Below are 15,052 nucleotides of genomic sequence, written 5' to 3'. Positions count from 1 at the left end.
TTATATGTCTGCTAAACGACTCGAGCAGGTTGCTCAAGCCTCAAAAACTGCCTTTGTATTTCCGGGGCAAGGTTCACAAAAAATCGGCATGCTCGCTGAAATTGCAGAACAGTTTAGCAGCGTGCAAGAAACTTTTGCGGAAGCTTCTGCTGCTGTGGGTTTCGATTTATGGCACATTGCACAAAGTGGTGAAGGCTTAAATGAAACAGCCAACACTCAACCCGTACTTTTAACGGCAAGTATTGCTTTATGGCGTGTTTGGTTAGAGCAAGGTGGTTTAGCACCAAATTTTCTAGCAGGGCACTCTTTAGGTGAATACAGTGCTTTGGTGGCTGGTGAGGCCATGAGCTTGGCAGATGCCGTCAAATTAGTCCATTTACGTGGCAAACTCATGCAAAGTGCTGTGCCGCAAGGTGAAGGTGCAATGGCAGCTATTTTAGGCATGGCCGATGAGCAAGTACTTGCACTGTGTAAAGCTGTGACTGAAGCTGCTGCTGAAGGTTCTGTGAATGCAGCAAATTATAATACCAAAGGGCAAGTCGTGGTTGCAGGGACAACCGCTTTGGTTGAAGCAGTTATGGCACAAGCCAAAGAACAAGGTGCTAAAGCAATTGCTTTGCCTGTTTCTGTGCCTTCGCATTGTTTGCTGATGAAACCTGCTGCTGAGCAGTTTGCAGCGGCTTTGGAACAAACTGCCATTGAACTGCCTTGTATACCTGTAATACAAAATGTAAACGCGGCAGTTGCAAGCAATGTTGCACAGCTTCGCCAAGCATTAACTGAACAATTATATCAATCTGTACAGTGGACCAATACCATTCAATCCTTGCAAGATCAAGGTGTTACATATATTGTTGAATGTGGGCCGGGTGCAGTTTTAAGTAACATGGCAAAACGTTTGCCAAATATTGAGAAAACATTTGCGCTGGATACACCAAGTCGCATGGAAGATGCGCTAAAAACGATTTTAGCCGCAGAAGGAACAAATGTATGACACAAGAACGTAAAGTTGCCCTCGTAACCGGCGCGAGCCGTGGAATTGGTGCGGCGATTGCACAACAACTTCTTCAAGATGGTTTTTTTGTTGTGGGTACAGCAACCTCTGAAGCTGGCGCAGAAAAATTGACGCAAGCTTTTGCTGAGCAAGGCGTGGGCGCTGTGCTAGATGTTCGTGATGGTCAAGCCATTGATGCATTGGTGACAGACATCGAGCAAAAGTATGGCTCAGTCTTGGTTCTAGTCAATAACGCGGGCATTACCCGTGACAACTTATTGTTGCGTATGTCTGAAGATGATTGGGATGATATTTTAAATATTCATTTAAAGGCAGTGTATCGCTTGTCGAAACGTGTATTAAAAGGCATGACCCGCGCACGTTTTGGACGCATTATTAATATTAGTTCTGTGGTTGCACATTTTGCTAACCCTGGCCAAGCCAATTATTCTGCTGCAAAAGCGGGAATTGAGGCTTTTAGCCGTAGCTTAGCGAAAGAAATGGGCAGTCGCCAAATTACTGTAAATTCGGTTGCACCAGGCTTTATTGCAACTGAAATGACAGAGCAGTTAAGTGAAGAAATTCGCAAAAAAATGAGTGAGCAAGTTGCATTAGGACGTCTAGGAGATCCTCAAGATATCGCAAATGCAGTGAGTTTTCTCGCCAGCGATAAATCCAGTTACATTACAGGTAATGTCTTACATGTAAATGGTGGTTTATATATGGCTTAATATAAGCTGTAAACCTTTTAAATTTTTGAATATTCAATTAAACTAACGGCATTAAAAAACGCCATAAGCAGTGAGGAGATTTCCTGTGAGCGATATCGAACAACGTGTTAAAGCAGCAGTTGCAGAACAATTGGGTCTACGTGCTGAAGAAATCAAAAACGAAGCATCTTTTACAGATGACTTAGGTGCTGATTCTTTAGACTTAGTTGAACTTGTAATGTCTTTTGAAAATGATTTCGACATTACTATTCCAGATGAAGATTCTAACGAATTAACAACTGTTCAATCTGCAATTGATTATGTAGCTAAAAAACTTGGCTAATTGTCAGTTCTGATTAAAAAAAAACCACTTCTTTTGAAGTGGTTTTTTTATGTTAAATCCCTTTATTCTAGCTGATGCACTCAGATAACGTGACCGATCTTAAAATTATGTAATCTTAAAATAAAGCCAACCTAAAATTAAACATCTTTGCTGCGAAACGAGGCCAATAAAAAACAGCGACCGAAGTCGCTGTTTTTTATTACCTAAAGCAATTATTTATTCGATGGCAATTTAAATGCCACTAAATAATCCCCTACAGGTGTTTTCATAAAGTGATGACCACCCGCCATAATCACGAGATACTGCTCGCCATTAATGGAGTAGGTCATTGGTGTAGCTTGACCACCCGCAGGAAGTACTGCACTCCATAACTCTTTACCTGTGCGATTATCAAAAGCACGGATCTTATCGTCAGTGGTTGCTGCAACGAAGGTTAAACCACCCGCAGTAATAATTGGGCCACCGTTGTTTGGTGTACCAATATTAATTGGCATATGGGTTGCAATATTAAATGGCCCATTACGTTCTGCGCTACCCAATGGATGCTGCCACAAGATTGATTTGGTATGTAAATCAATAGCGGTAATCATGCCATACGGTGGCTCGCTACACAGCATGCCTGTTGAACTGAAGAATGCAGTGATTTTCACGCCATACGGTGTATCTGCCATTGGTCGACCCGCACCACCTACAGATTTGTAGTTAGGATCATCCATTGACTTCAAGCCTTCTTTATCTGCCTCTTTACGAGACAATAATTGGGCATACATTGGTGTGTTATTCCAGTTGGCAATTAATAAACCACGGTTACCATCATAAGCATAGCTACCCCAATCGCTACCACCATTGTTACCTGGATACATGATCCACGGTTTGTCTAAACTTGGTGGTGTATCAATACCTTGGTAATTGGCTTGACGATATTTAATACGACACATCATTTGGTCGATAGGTGAAATGCCCCACATTTTGGTTTCATTTAAGTCGCCAAAATTAGCGCCCAAGCGTGGAATTTCAACCGAGAACGGTTGCGTTGGTGAACGTGGATCGTCTTTTACGCCACCTGTTGTTGGAACAGCTTTTTCTTCAACGCGAGTTAAAGGCTTACCAGTGATGCGGTTTAAAATAAAGGTTTGACCTAATTTAGTTGGTACTAACATGGCAGGAACAGCTTTACCTGTATTGTCAGGGTAGTCCATTAAGGTTGGTTGTGAACCTAAATCTTGATCCCAAACGTCTTTATGTACCGTTTGGAAAGACCAACGTAAATCACCTGTTTTGGCATCGAGTGCCACCACAGCAGCATTGACTTTTTCTTCTTCAGGGCTACGTAACGCGCTGTAATGGTCGGCAGCAGCATTGCCCATTGGAACGTAAATTAAGCCAAGTTTGTCATCACCCACCATGGCAGTCCACGAGTTTGGTGTACCACGGCTGTATTCTTGTCCGTCTTTTGGTTCGCTATGGTCGTTTGGACGTTTAACATCCCATGCCCATTTGAATTTACCTGTTTCTGCGTCATAACCACGAATCACGCCCGATGGTGCCCAACGGCGTTGGTTATCACGCACTTCTTGGTTGGTAATCACGGTGTCATTTACCACAACGACAGGCGCAGTGACCGCAGTAAAGCCAGGCGTTACAGGTCCCATACCAGTATTTAAATCGGTTTGACCATGTGTACCAAAGCCTTCACAGGTTTTACCTGTTTCAGTGTCGACAGCAATTAAACGCATGTCTAGCGTACCGACCAAAATACGGCTATGGCAAGCTTGACCACGTGGAATCACTTTTGATTCATAATAGGTTAAACCACGGCATGCAGCGGTATAAGGAACACTTTTATATTCCACGCCCGATTTAAATTTCCAGACTTCTTTACCTGTTGCAGGGTCAATACGGCTGATATTATTGGTTGCACTACAGACGTATAAGCCATTACCGACTTTAATTGGCGTATGTTCTGCAGCCCATTTGTTGTCTTTACCCGCAGGTGGTAAATCGCCAGTACGATAGACCCATGCTTGTTTCAGCTCTTTAACGTTGTCTGTATTAATTAATTGTAATGGCGAGTAACGCGTTGCATTACTGTCACGGCCATAATGTGTCCAGTCCGAATCGGCTTGAGTTGGATCAGTGACTGCTCCAACCAATGGTTTGTCAGACAATGCTTGACCTGATTCATAGCTGTTGTGTGGTAAAAATGCACAAATACCCGTCACTACAAAAGCAGCACCAATCACTGCGGTCAGGCTATAAGAGATTTTGCGACTAACCCCACGTCCAATATATGGCAACAATAAGGTTAAGAAGAAGGCAAATACGGCAACTAAAGCAAGGCGCGGTACCCAGCCCCAGAAACGACTACCTGTTTCATAAATCGTCCAAATCAGCGTGACAACAAAAAAGACCCCAAATAATTTGGCGCCCATTAAATTGTTTTTAAATAGAAAACCTGAAGATGCGCTTAGGATGATCCCTGCAAACAGGTAATACCAAGAGCCACCTAAAATAGCTAAATAAGCACCACCAAAAAGTAAGGGCAGGGCTAGAAGCAGTAATAATGCGGCAAAAATCCGAATTGGAATGATGCCGCGTGGGGTTGGGGATACTTCCATAGATGAATCCTAAATAAATGACAGCAGAACAGCACACAAAACAGTCCAATCAGAATAAAAATAATGATTGACGTTTTATCTTGCTGTTCTTGGGTGTCTAGAAGTTTGGGATTAAATAATAAAAGCTAAAATTCCTCTTCATCTTAGCTTTTAAGACTTAATCTTTGCGTAAAGCGGGGAAGCCGTCATCGGCCAGAGCATGCATAATTTCGTCAGCACTGCTTTGGCTATGTACAGTTACGATTTTTTGCTCGAGTTCAATATTAATTTCTGCATTTGGATCAATGGCTTTAATTGTTGCAGTGACGCCACGAGCACATCCACCACAAGTCATGTTCTGAATTTCGAGTTTCATGTGTTTTTCTACCGGATATTTATTTCCTTTATGTTAAAGCTTAACATAATGGTAAGGTCAAGTGAACACATTCAATTGCAATTGATTCTTGTTTAATTAATTGACCTTAACCCTAGGTCAGGGTTTAAACTAGCTGTATATCTTTGTTTGCTCGTTCAGGTTTGGCTATGGATCATTCGCAATTGTCGTATATAAAAAACTTACAAATTAAAGGAATGACCTGTGCATCATGTGTTGGGCGGGTTGAAAAAGCCTTGGCAAAAGTAGAGGGCGTAACACAGGTCAGTGTTAACTTAGCAACCGAGCAAGCACACATTGAAAGCCAGATTGCGTTAGACAACGAAACGCTTGAAAAAGCAGTGAATCGCGCTGGGTTTGATATTGATTTACCAGATAAAAAAGTTGAGCTGTCCATTCAAGGTATGACCTGTGCATCATGTGTCGGACGCGTTGAAAAAGCCTTGCAAAAAGTCGATGGTGTGCTAGATGTACAGGTCAATTTAGCCACAGAAAAAGCGACAATTGTGGTAAAAGATGGCGTCACCGAAAATGCATTAATTCAAGCCACAACACGCGCAGGTTACGAGGCCAGTGTTGTTCTGCCCGAGCAAATTAGTAAGGTTAATGAACTTGCACAACGCAGAGCAGAAGAAGCGAAATTACTAAAAAAAGATTTTTATATTGCGCTTATTTTTACCTTTCCAGTATTTATTTTAGAAATGTTTGGGCACGTTTTTCCCGCAGTGCATCATTTTATTGCAAGTCATATTGGTCTGCAAAATAGTCGTTTAATTCAATTTGTTTGCACAAGCCTTGTGTTGCTTTTAGCAGGTCGGCGCTTTTATCAAAAAGGCATACCTGCTTTATTGCGCTTAGCGCCAGATATGAACTCGTTGGTTGCCGTGGGAACCTTGGCGGCCTATAGCTTCTCTTGTATTGCCACGTTTTTTCCTCATGTATTGCCGCAAAGTAGCAGAGATGTTTATTTTGAATCTGCCGCGGTGATTGTGACTTTAATTTTATTGGGCCGTTATTTAGAAGCCAAAGCGAAGGGCAGAACATCCAATGCAATCCAGCATTTATTAGGCTTACAACCCAAAACTGCGAAAATTTTAAAAAATGGTGAAATACAAACTGTTGCTATTGCAGATGTACAGCAAGGCATGCAGTTATTAATTCAGCCCGGAGAAAAAATTCCAGTTGATGCGAAGGTTTTGCAAGGGCAAAGCTTTATTGATGAGTCCATGATTACCGGCGAGCCGCTTGCGGTAGCGAAACAAGTCGGTGATGCTGTGGTGGCCGGCACAATCAATCAGCAAGGTACCTTAACGATTCAGGCAACGGCTGTGGGTGCAAATACCTTACTTGCGCAAATTGTGCATTTGGTAGAACAAGCGCAAGCCACAAAATTACCCATTCAGGGTTTGGTCGACAAAGTCACCCTCTGGTTTGTTCCCGTAGTGATGGGCTTAGCTGCAATGACCTTTTTCGTTTGGTGGTTCTATGGGCCACAACCTGCGTTAAGTTTGGCGCTAGTGAATGCGGTTGCCGTACTCATTATTGCATGCCCTTGTGCCATGGGGTTGGCAACTCCGACCTCAATTATGGTTAGTACTGGTCGCGGTGCAGAGTTGGGTATTTTGTTCAAACAAGGCGATGCATTGCAACACTTACAACAAGCCAAAGTGGTGGCATTTGATAAAACTGGAACACTCACCGAAGGCAAACCAAGCTTAACTGAATTCGAGGTTTTAGCTCCGTTTGATGCAACCCAAATTCTGGCGTGGGCGGCAGCCGTTGAGCAAAAATCTGAACATCCGATTGCCAACGCTATTGTTGATCATGCACAAGCACAGCACATTCAACTGCCAAGCGTTGAACAGTTTAAGGCGCTGACCGGTTATGGCGTAGAAGCGAGTATAGATGGTCATCAAATTCATTTGGGTGCAGCACGCTTAATGCAACAACTTGGGCTGTCTTTAAGTGCATTCGATGACAAAATGCAGCAATTGGCAAATGCCGGTCAAACACCAATTTATATGGCCGTCGATGGACAACTCGCAGCCATGTTGGTGGTGGCAGATGCCATTAAAGCCACCACAGCCAGCGCCATTCAGCATTTGCATCAATTGGGCTTAAAAATTGTCATGATTACGGGCGATCATCACTTAACCGCACAAGCCATTGCCAAGCAATTAGGGATTGATGAAGTTGTGGCAGAAGTGTTACCTGCAGATAAAGCAAACAGCGTAAAAGCGTTACAGCAAAAATATGGCAGTTTGGCTTTCGTAGGCGATGGTATTAACGATGCGCCAGCTTTGGCCGCCGCAGATATTGGCATTGCCGTTGGTACAGGCACCGATATTGCGATTGAATCGGCAGATGTGGTGTTAATGTCGGGCAACTTACAAGGCGTGAGTAACGCCATTGCACTGAGTAAAGCCACAATTTCAAATATTCGGCAGAATTTATTTTGGGCATTTGTATATAATGCAGCCTTAATTCCCGTCGCAGCAGGCGCGTTGTATCCTGCCTATGGCATTTTGTTATCGCCCATGTTTGCAGCATTTGCTATGGCGATGTCTTCGGTATTTGTATTAGGGAATGCTTTGCGTTTAAAGCGTTTTAACGCGGTGTTCTCTCAAGGATGATTGTGATGAATATTGGTGAAGTGGCTCAATTAACTGGGCTTTCAAGTAAAATGATTCGTTATTATGAAACGATGGGGCTACTTCCCAATATTGAGCGCAGTGCTGCGGGTTACCGTATTTATTCGGCGCAAGACATTAAAAGTTTGCAGTTTATTGCCCACGCGCGCGAACTCGATTTTTCGGTGGCGCAAATTAAAGAATTATTGGCATTGTGGCGCAACCAAAGTCGGCAAAGTGCTGAAGTGAAACAACTGGCGTTACAACACATCTATCAGCTAGAAAAAAGAATTGCTGAATTACAAGCAATGCTGGCAATTTTAAAACAAACCGCCGCTTGTTGTGACGGCGGTGAAATGGCAGAGTGTCCTATTTTAGAACAGATTGAGTTGGGTGTGACACCATGTTCAACTGGCTAAAAAATGAGTCAATTCAGCTTTAAATCTGTGCTTATAATGCAGAGGAAATCATCAAGATGGATCAGTTATGTTTCAACATGTAGAACCGTATGCGGGCGACCCAATTTTAACGTTAATGGAAAAATTCCAAAAAGATCAACGCTCGAATAAAGTCAATTTAAGTATTGGGTTGTATTACACCGAAGAAGGCATTGTGCCGCAGTTGAATGCAGTCAAACAAGCGGCACTGCGAAGCAATCAAGAAGTTGAAAAAGCCAAACTTTACTTGCCAATGTCGGGTCTAAAAAGCTATTGCGATGTAACACAAGTCTTATTACTGGGTCAAAACAGCAAGGCAAAAGCAGAAAACCGTGCGGTGACCATTCAAACTTTAGGCGGTTCAGGCGCACTTAAAGTGGGTGCGGATTTCTTAAAAAAATATTTCCCGCAATCTAAAGTGTGGGTCAGCCGTCCAACATGGGAAAACCATATTGCGATTTTTCAAGGCGCGGGTTTTGATGTTGCCGAATATCCATATTTCGATGCCAATACCAATGGCGTGGCATTCGATGACATGTTGGCGTGCTTAAAGCAATTGCCCGAGCAAGACATTGTACTATTGCATCCGTGCTGCCATAACCCAACCGGTGCAGATTTAACCCCTGCACAGTGGGATGAAGTCATTGCTGTGCTGATCGAGCGCAATCTTATTCCATTTTTGGATATTGCTTACCAAGGTTTTGCTGAAGATTTAGAAAAAGATGCTTACGCAATTCATGCTTTAGATCAAGCTGGGGCAAAATTTTTATTGAGTAATTCGTTCTCTAAAATTTTCTCTTTATATGGCGAGCGTGTTGGTGGCTTAACTGCCGTTTGCGACTCTAGCGACGATGCAGAGCATGTGTTAGGGCAGTTCAAAGCTACAGTTCGCAAAATCTATTCAAGCCCACCGACTACAGGTGCGGTACTGGTCGATACTGTTTTAAGTGATGAAGCCTTGCGTTTAGATTGGCAAGAAGAATTACACAGCATGTGCGCGCGGATTGCCGAAATGCGTACGATTTTGCGTGATGAACTCACCCAACGTGTACCAAACCGTGACTTTAGTTATTTGGTGAATCAACGTGGAATGTTCAGTTACACGGGCTTAACTGCCGAACAAGTAGACCGTTTACGCGAAGAATTCGCCATTTATTTATTGCGTAGCGGACGCATGTGCGTTGCGGGCTTAAATAAAAACAATGTGTACTATGTGGCGGAGTCGATTGCCAAAGTCCTTGCGGTTTAATTGTTTGTACTAAACGACATATATGCCCCCATAAATGAAATTTCAGTTATGGGGGCATATTCAAAAATGCTTTAGCGCTTCATTAAAAATTTCTTTTCCAACGAATATTGCTTTTAGATTTCCAATTGTTTAAATCGATTTCGGGGATGCAATCAAGAAAGTGATTGCCATCTTCCAAGGCTTCTTCATTTAACAAATAATGACCTTGTTTTAAATCCAGTAAAAACGTTTCGACCAATTCTTCTATTGAGTTTGCAACCAGCAGCACCGCATCATACTCATAATCTATAAAGATAATTTGTCCATATTGCTTCGGATTCTGTGGATCTAAATCTAAAGCGATACTGCTACGCGCGGAATCATCACCAAATTTTATCCATAATGGATTACGGTGGTTTTCAGGGTTTATGCCTGAATCAACATTTTCCATTTTGAAGAAAGTATCTTCTTGTGCGTTTTTTACTTCCAAATAATTTTTTTGAACAAAATCGATATCAAAAAAGTCTAAGCCATAAAATAAACTGCCCACATTGGCAGATTGGGCATTGAAACCATTATGCCAAGCATAGAGTTCTTTAAATGCTTGTGGAATTGGCTTTTGAATGGTTTGTTCTAATTGGTCTAACTGATCTGCTGTTGCAGGCAAGTTAAACGATTCATGCACAATTTTAGGTGCATGAATACACAGCCACTGTTCTATGTCTTGCAAATGTTGTTGAAAGGGTGCGATCGACATGTTTTCTTACTATCAAGTGAATTGAATTTAATCATATTTTAGCGCAGCGTTTTGTTGAATCTGCTATTTTTTTGTAGTGAAACATCATGGTTTTTTCTTGATTATTGTTTATTTTATGCGCAAATTTTAATTCGGTTTAATGTATAGGTTAGATTGATTTTTAAACGATGCTTACCTAGTATAAATGACAGTAACAATGTGAATAAAACATCTTGATTGATGATGTATAGAACAACACACGAGGACGAAACAATGACAAAACAAATATTAATGCTGGTTGGTGATTACGCCGAAGATTATGAAACCATGGTGCCATTTCAATTTTTACTTGGCCTTGGTTATGTGGTACATGCCGTTTGTCCCGAAAAAAAAGCGGGCGATAGCATTGCCACCGCCATTCACGACTTTGAAGGTCAGCAAACCTATAGTGAAAAACGTGGGCATAACTTTGCTATTAATTATGACTTTGATGCGGTGAATATTGAAAATTATGTGGGCTTGTTAATTCCGGGCGGGCGCGCGCCTGAATATTTACGCATGTACCCGCGGGTGATTGAAATTGTGCAGCAGTTTGATGCTGCACAAAAACCGATTGCGGCGGTGTGTCATGGGCCACAACTTTTGGCCGCAGCTGGCGTTATTACAGGGAAAACTTGCTCGGCGTATCCTGCCTGTGCCGCAGAGGTGAAATTGGCTGGAGGAAATTATGCCGATATTGACGTCACCGAAGCGGTAACCGATGGACATTTGGTGACAGCACCGGCATGGCCTGCGCATCCGGCGTGGCTTGCCCAGTTTGTAAAAGTATTGGGCGCGCGAATTGAAATTTAAGTCCATAAAAAATCCCGATGGCTGCGAACAGCAATCGGGATTTTTTTAGGTTTTAATGCATTAAAATTACAATAAGTTTTCGTCAAACTCACGCAATGGTGCATTACGTAAATGTTTCGGGTTGGCTTTAAAGTAAGGTGCTTCAGAACGTGGTAATTTTTGACCACGAATTACATCGGCAATTTTTTCACCAATCATAATGGTGGTGGCATTTAAGTTACCCGTAATAATTAGCGGCATAATTGAGGCATCGACCACACGTAACCCTTCAACACCGTGTACGCGTGCTTGAGCATCGACCACTGCCATATCATCTTCACCCATTTTACAACTACACGATGGATGGAAGGCCGTTTCGGCATGTTCACGCACAAAAGCATCTAATTCGGCATCGGTTTTTGCGCTACGGCTTGGGCTGATTTCTCGGCCACGATACGGGTCTAACGCAGGTTGCTGCATGATTTCACGGGTGATACGAATACCATCTCGGAATTCTTGCCAATCTTGTTCGGTCGACATGTAGTTAAACAAGATACTTGGGTGATCGTGCGGATTTAAACTTTTAATGCGGATACGTCCACGTGACGGAGAGCGCATTGAACCAACATGGGCTTGGAAGCCATGTTCTTTGACCGCGTTCGAACCATTGTAGTTAATGGCAACAGGTAAGAAATGATATTGAATATTTGGCCATTCAAATTCTTCACGGCTACGAATAAAACCGCCTGCTTCAAATTGGTTACTTGCACCAGTGCCTTTACCTAAAAATAACCATTCCGCACCAATGGCAGGTTGGTTATACCACTGCAATGCAGGGTAGAGTGAAACTGGCTGTTTACACTCATATTGTAAGTACATTTCTAAATGGTCTTGTAGATTTTCACCAACGCCCGGTAAGTCATGCACCACAGGAATGCCAAATTTATCGAGTAACGCTTTTGCGGCAACACCTGAGCGCTGTAAAATTTGTGGTGATGCAATAGTGCCTGCACACAGCAATACTTCACGGCGCGCATTCACTACTGTTGGTGTGGTATCGCTGCCTTGTAAATATTGCACACCAATGGCACGTTTACCTGAAAATAAAATTTTATCGGTCACAGCATGGGTTTTAATGGTTAAATTGGGACGACCTTTGGCCATATCTAAATAACCACGCGCCGTACTAGAGCGACGACCTTGTGGAGTCACTGTACGATCCATCGGGCCGAAGCCTTCTTGTTGATAACCATTTAAATCGTCAGTACGAGGATAACCAGCTTGTACACCCGCTTCAACCATAGCGTGGAATAATACGTTATTGCCGGCTTTTGGAGTGGTTACACTAACAGGACCTTGACCACCATGGTAATCGTTGGCGCCAATATCTCGGGTTTCTGCTTTACGGTAATACGGTAAGCAGTCGGCATAACTCCATTCTTCTAAACCTTTAAAGGTGGCCCAGTTGTCTAAGTCCATGGCATTCCCACGGATATAACACATCCCGTTAATCAGCGATGATCCGCCTAAACCTTTACCACGGCCACATTCCATACGGCGATTGTTCATGTGTGGTTCAGGGTCGGTTTCATAGGCCCAGTTATAGCGTCTGCCTTGTAAAGGGAAGGCGAGTGCTGCCGGCATTTGGGTACGAAAATCGAGACGGTAGTCTGGGCCACCGGCTTCTAATAATAATACTGAAACATCTGCATCTTCAGTTAAGCGCGCTGCAAGGACATTGCCTGCCGAGCCTGCGCCAATAATAATATAATCGTATTCTTGATTCGCCATCGTTTCTGTCCTAAAAATTGAGGTGGAAATAGAGGGTGAAAGTGCCATGCACATCGCGTGCATGGCGAAGGAAATTAGAAAATCGAGCTGTATTCGCCCAATTCAACTTGAATGGATTTAGTGCGCGTGTAGTGGTTGAGGGTTGAAATGCCATTTTCACGGCCAACGCCAGATTCTTTATAACCACCTACGGGCATTTCGGCAGGCGATTCGCCCCATGTGTTAATCCAGCAAATACCGGCTTCAAGTTGGTGAATAATTTGATGCGCTTGTGAAATATCTTGCGTCACCACGCCCGCAGCCAAACCAAAAATGCTGTTGTTGGCACGGCTAATTGCTTCATCTATGTTTGAATAACTTAAGATGCTCATCACAGGGCCAAAAATTTCTTCTTGGACAATTTTCATGTCATCGGTGCAGTCGGTAAAAATGGTCGCTTGCACATATGCGCCTTGGGCTAAATTGCCTGCTGTTGCGCGCTCGCCACCAATTAAGAGTTTGGCACCTTGTTGTTTACCCGATTCAATATAGCCTAAGACTTTTTCCATATGGGCAAAACTGGTCAGCGGGCCGAAGTTCGTATTGGCATCGAGTGGATCACCCATGCGAATGCGTTTGACACGTTCAACCACAGCGTGTTCAAAATCAGCTTTCATCGATTCAGGCACAAAAACGCGAGTCCCATTGGTGCAGACTTGTCCTGAACTAAAGAAGTTTGCCATAACGGCAATGTCGGCTGCGCGGTCAAGGTTGGCGTCGGCGCAAATAATCAGGGGTGATTTGCCGCCAAGCTCCATGGTCACTTCTTTTAAGGTTGAACCTGCGGCACTGGCCATAACCTTTTTGCCTGTTTCGACTCCACCAGTAAAAGAAATTTTTTCAATGGTAGGGTGTTCGGTCAGCAGTTGACCAATTTCACGGCCTGCGCCTTGCACCACGTTGAAGACGCCGGCAGGTAGGCCCGCTTCGGTATAAATTTCGGCCAGTTTAAATACGCTTAAAGGCGTAACTTCACTGGGTTTAAAAATCATCGCATTGCCTGCGGCTAAAGCAGGGGCAGATTTCCACAGCGCAATTTGAATTGGATAGTTCCATGCGCCAATGCCTGCAACCACGCCCAAAGGTTCACGGCGGGTATAGAAAAAGCTACTTTCGCGTAAAGGCACTTGCTCGCCTTGAATGGCTGTTGCAAGACCGGCGTAATATTCTAAAACATCTGCACCAGTGACAATATCCACGGTTGAGGTTTCGCTATAGGCTTTACCCGTGTCTAAGGTTTCTAAGTGAGCAAGTTCATCATTACGTTCACGTAAAATATCCACCGCACGGCGTAAAATACGTGAGCGTTCCATTGCCGTTTTGGCAGCCCACACTTTTTGACCTTCTACCGCGCTTGCCACTGCCGCTTCAATATCGGCTTTAGAGGCTTGTTGAACCGTTGCAATGACTTCGCCAGTTGCAGGATTAATGCTTTCAAAGCTTTGACCACTTGTGGCTTGTACGTATTTGCCATGAATATACAGTGGGTAAACAGAGGTGTTTTGCATGTTTTAATCTCCTTGAACTGCGCTATAAAGATGAAGCTGCATCTCTAAATAGCTATAGGCAATATGACGTGCTTGTTCTGCATCGAAGGATTGTTTGGAACCGCCTAAACTACCGCGTAACCATAATCCATCAATTAATGCCGCTAAGGCTGTGGCTGCAATTTGACTTTGTGTTTGCGGTAGAAGCTGCAAAAAATAAAAATATAAATTTGAATAAAGGCGGCGGTCGTTAATCTGCTGTAAGCGTTGCAATTCTGAGGTATGCAAACTGGCCGACCAAAACTCAAGCCAAAGGCGCATGGCTTGAGGCGTGGTTTGGCTGGCATCAAAATTTGCATCAATAATTGCCTTAATTTGTGCTTGTGCAGATGACGCAGCCGTACTCCGATAATCATTCACTTTCGTGTGTAATATACGCAACATTTCGCGCATACAGGCTTTAATCAATCCTTGTTTATCACCAAAATGATGGCTCACAATACCGGTTGAAAGTTGCGCCTGTTTGGCAATTTTTGCAATGGTGGTATTAATCAGCCCTTCTTCGGTGGCCACCACAAAGGCAGCATCCATAATTTGTTGACGGCGGACATGTTCAGGTTGAACGCGAGGACGATTCATAGCAAAAATATCTTTTAACGAAAGAGAGTAAATAAAGGAATAAACAAACAATGTCATATCGTGTTTACAACGATCATACGTTCAATTGATTGAACAATCAATCAATTGAACGTATAGTCTGTGTTACTCGTGACGCTCTGTGATTGTTTTTAAATCAAAATTGAGGTTACTCTTTTGTAATAATGTGAATACAAAC

At 43.2% G+C, this 15,052-nt stretch carries 13 protein-coding genes; 7 read left to right on the top strand and 6 right to left on the bottom strand.

All coding sequences use genetic code 11. The annotated features are described in order from the left end of the window. Window positions 1–4 precede the first annotated feature (4 nt). The 3 genes from fabD to acpP all read left to right on the top strand — a co-directional run bounded on the left by fabD (window position 5) and on the right by acpP (window position 2,047). Window positions 5–994, top strand: a complete 990-nt coding sequence (fabD, locus tag I2F62_RS06205; RefSeq protein ID WP_324626154.1) for an ACP S-malonyltransferase — start codon at window positions 5–7, stop codon at window positions 992–994. Beyond that, complete coding sequence (gene fabG / locus I2F62_RS06200) at window positions 991–1,725, top strand: 3-oxoacyl-ACP reductase FabG (RefSeq protein ID WP_324626153.1); 735 nt, start codon at window positions 991–993, stop codon at window positions 1,723–1,725. Before fabD ends, fabG begins: the two co-directional genes overlap by 4 nt. Window positions 1,726–1,810: 85 nt before the next feature. After that, window positions 1,811–2,047 carry an acyl carrier protein gene (gene acpP / locus I2F62_RS06195; protein WP_324626152.1) on the top strand — a complete coding sequence of 79 codons (237 nt, stop codon included), beginning with the start codon at window positions 1,811–1,813 and terminating at the stop codon, window positions 2,045–2,047. A 212-nt stretch (window positions 2,048–2,259) separates the two neighbouring features. Here acpP and I2F62_RS06190 read toward each other — a convergent pair whose 3' ends face one another. Then, window positions 2,260–4,665, bottom strand: a complete 2,406-nt coding sequence (locus I2F62_RS06190) for a membrane-bound PQQ-dependent dehydrogenase, glucose/quinate/shikimate family (protein WP_324626151.1) — start codon at window positions 4,663–4,665, stop codon at window positions 2,260–2,262. A gap of 157 nt (window positions 4,666–4,822) precedes the next feature. After that, entirely contained in the window at window positions 4,823–5,020 is a 198-nt protein-coding gene (locus I2F62_RS06185) for a heavy metal-associated domain-containing protein (RefSeq protein ID WP_324626150.1), read from the bottom strand. 167 nt (window positions 5,021–5,187) lie between these two features. On the opposite strand from I2F62_RS06185, the gene I2F62_RS06180 reads away from it, so the two are divergent. The 3 genes from I2F62_RS06180 (at window position 5,188) to I2F62_RS06170 (ending at window position 9,354) form a co-directional block, all read left to right on the top strand. After that, entirely contained in the window at window positions 5,188–7,671 is a 2,484-nt protein-coding gene (locus tag I2F62_RS06180) for a heavy metal translocating P-type ATPase (protein ID WP_324626149.1), read from the top strand. A gap of 5 nt (window positions 7,672–7,676) precedes the next feature. Then, window positions 7,677–8,087, top strand: a complete 411-nt coding sequence (cueR, locus tag I2F62_RS06175; RefSeq protein ID WP_324626148.1) for a Cu(I)-responsive transcriptional regulator — start codon at window positions 7,677–7,679, stop codon at window positions 8,085–8,087. A 67-nt stretch (window positions 8,088–8,154) separates the two neighbouring features. Then, window positions 8,155–9,354, top strand: coding sequence for an amino acid aminotransferase (locus I2F62_RS06170; RefSeq protein WP_324626147.1), 1,200 nt, complete (start codon window positions 8,155–8,157; stop codon window positions 9,352–9,354). An 82-nt stretch (window positions 9,355–9,436) separates the two neighbouring features. Here I2F62_RS06170 and I2F62_RS06165 read toward each other — a convergent pair whose 3' ends face one another. Further along, window positions 9,437–10,090 carry an SMI1/KNR4 family protein gene (locus tag I2F62_RS06165; RefSeq protein WP_324626146.1) on the bottom strand — a complete coding sequence of 218 codons (654 nt, stop codon included), beginning with the start codon at window positions 10,088–10,090 and terminating at the stop codon, window positions 9,437–9,439. A 252-nt stretch (window positions 10,091–10,342) separates the two neighbouring features. Between I2F62_RS06165 and I2F62_RS06160 the strand changes: the two genes are divergently transcribed. Continuing rightward, the gene (locus I2F62_RS06160) at window positions 10,343–10,921 is read left to right on the top strand and encodes a DJ-1/PfpI family protein (RefSeq protein ID WP_324626145.1); all 579 of its coding nucleotides are present in this window, start codon (window positions 10,343–10,345) and stop codon (window positions 10,919–10,921) included. 66 nt (window positions 10,922–10,987) lie between these two features. Here the strand turns inward: I2F62_RS06160 and betA are convergent, their stop codons facing one another. From betA to betI, 3 genes are all read right to left on the bottom strand, one after another. Next, window positions 10,988–12,691, bottom strand: coding sequence for a choline dehydrogenase (betA, locus tag I2F62_RS06155; protein WP_324626144.1), 1,704 nt, complete (start codon window positions 12,689–12,691; stop codon window positions 10,988–10,990). Between the two features lie 74 nt (window positions 12,692–12,765). After that, window positions 12,766–14,238, bottom strand: coding sequence for a betaine-aldehyde dehydrogenase (gene betB, locus I2F62_RS06150; RefSeq protein ID WP_324626143.1), 1,473 nt, complete (start codon window positions 14,236–14,238; stop codon window positions 12,766–12,768). A gap of 3 nt (window positions 14,239–14,241) precedes the next feature. Beyond that, window positions 14,242–14,856, bottom strand: a complete 615-nt coding sequence (betI, locus tag I2F62_RS06145) for a transcriptional regulator BetI (RefSeq protein ID WP_324626142.1) — start codon at window positions 14,854–14,856, stop codon at window positions 14,242–14,244. Window positions 14,857–15,052: the final 196 nt, after the last annotated feature.

Source organism: Acinetobacter sp. MD2(2019) (assembly GCF_035615615.1).
In the GTDB taxonomy this organism is placed as follows: Bacteria; Pseudomonadota; Gammaproteobacteria; order Pseudomonadales; family Moraxellaceae; genus Acinetobacter.
This window is presented reverse-complemented; position numbering and strand designations above follow the sequence as displayed.

Excerpts from the sequence above, each read along its gene's own strand:
- I2F62_RS06170 (WP_324626147.1), top strand. The coding sequence starts at position 8,155 with ATGTTTCAACATGTAGAACCGTATGCGGGCGACCCAATTTTAACGTTA.
- betB (WP_324626143.1), bottom strand. The coding sequence starts at position 14,238 with ATGCAAAACACCTCTGTTTACCCACTGTATATTCATGGCAAATACGTA.
- betA (WP_324626144.1), bottom strand. The coding sequence starts at position 12,691 with ATGGCGAATCAAGAATACGATTATATTATTATTGGCGCAGGCTCGGCA.
- I2F62_RS06180 (WP_324626149.1), top strand. The coding sequence starts at position 5,188 with ATGGATCATTCGCAATTGTCGTATATAAAAAACTTACAAATTAAAGGA.
- fabD (WP_324626154.1), top strand. The coding sequence starts at position 5 with ATGTCTGCTAAACGACTCGAGCAGGTTGCTCAAGCCTCAAAAACTGCC.
- cueR (WP_324626148.1), top strand. The coding sequence starts at position 7,677 with ATGAATATTGGTGAAGTGGCTCAATTAACTGGGCTTTCAAGTAAAATG.
- I2F62_RS06185 (WP_324626150.1), bottom strand. The coding sequence starts at position 5,020 with ATGAAACTCGAAATTCAGAACATGACTTGTGGTGGATGTGCTCGTGGC.
- I2F62_RS06160 (WP_324626145.1), top strand. The coding sequence starts at position 10,343 with ATGACAAAACAAATATTAATGCTGGTTGGTGATTACGCCGAAGATTAT.
- fabG (WP_324626153.1), top strand. The coding sequence starts at position 991 with ATGACACAAGAACGTAAAGTTGCCCTCGTAACCGGCGCGAGCCGTGGA.
- I2F62_RS06190 (WP_324626151.1), bottom strand. The coding sequence starts at position 4,665 with ATGGAAGTATCCCCAACCCCACGCGGCATCATTCCAATTCGGATTTTT.
- betI (WP_324626142.1), bottom strand. The coding sequence starts at position 14,856 with ATGAATCGTCCTCGCGTTCAACCTGAACATGTCCGCCGTCAACAAATT.
- I2F62_RS06165 (WP_324626146.1), bottom strand. The coding sequence starts at position 10,090 with ATGTCGATCGCACCCTTTCAACAACATTTGCAAGACATAGAACAGTGG.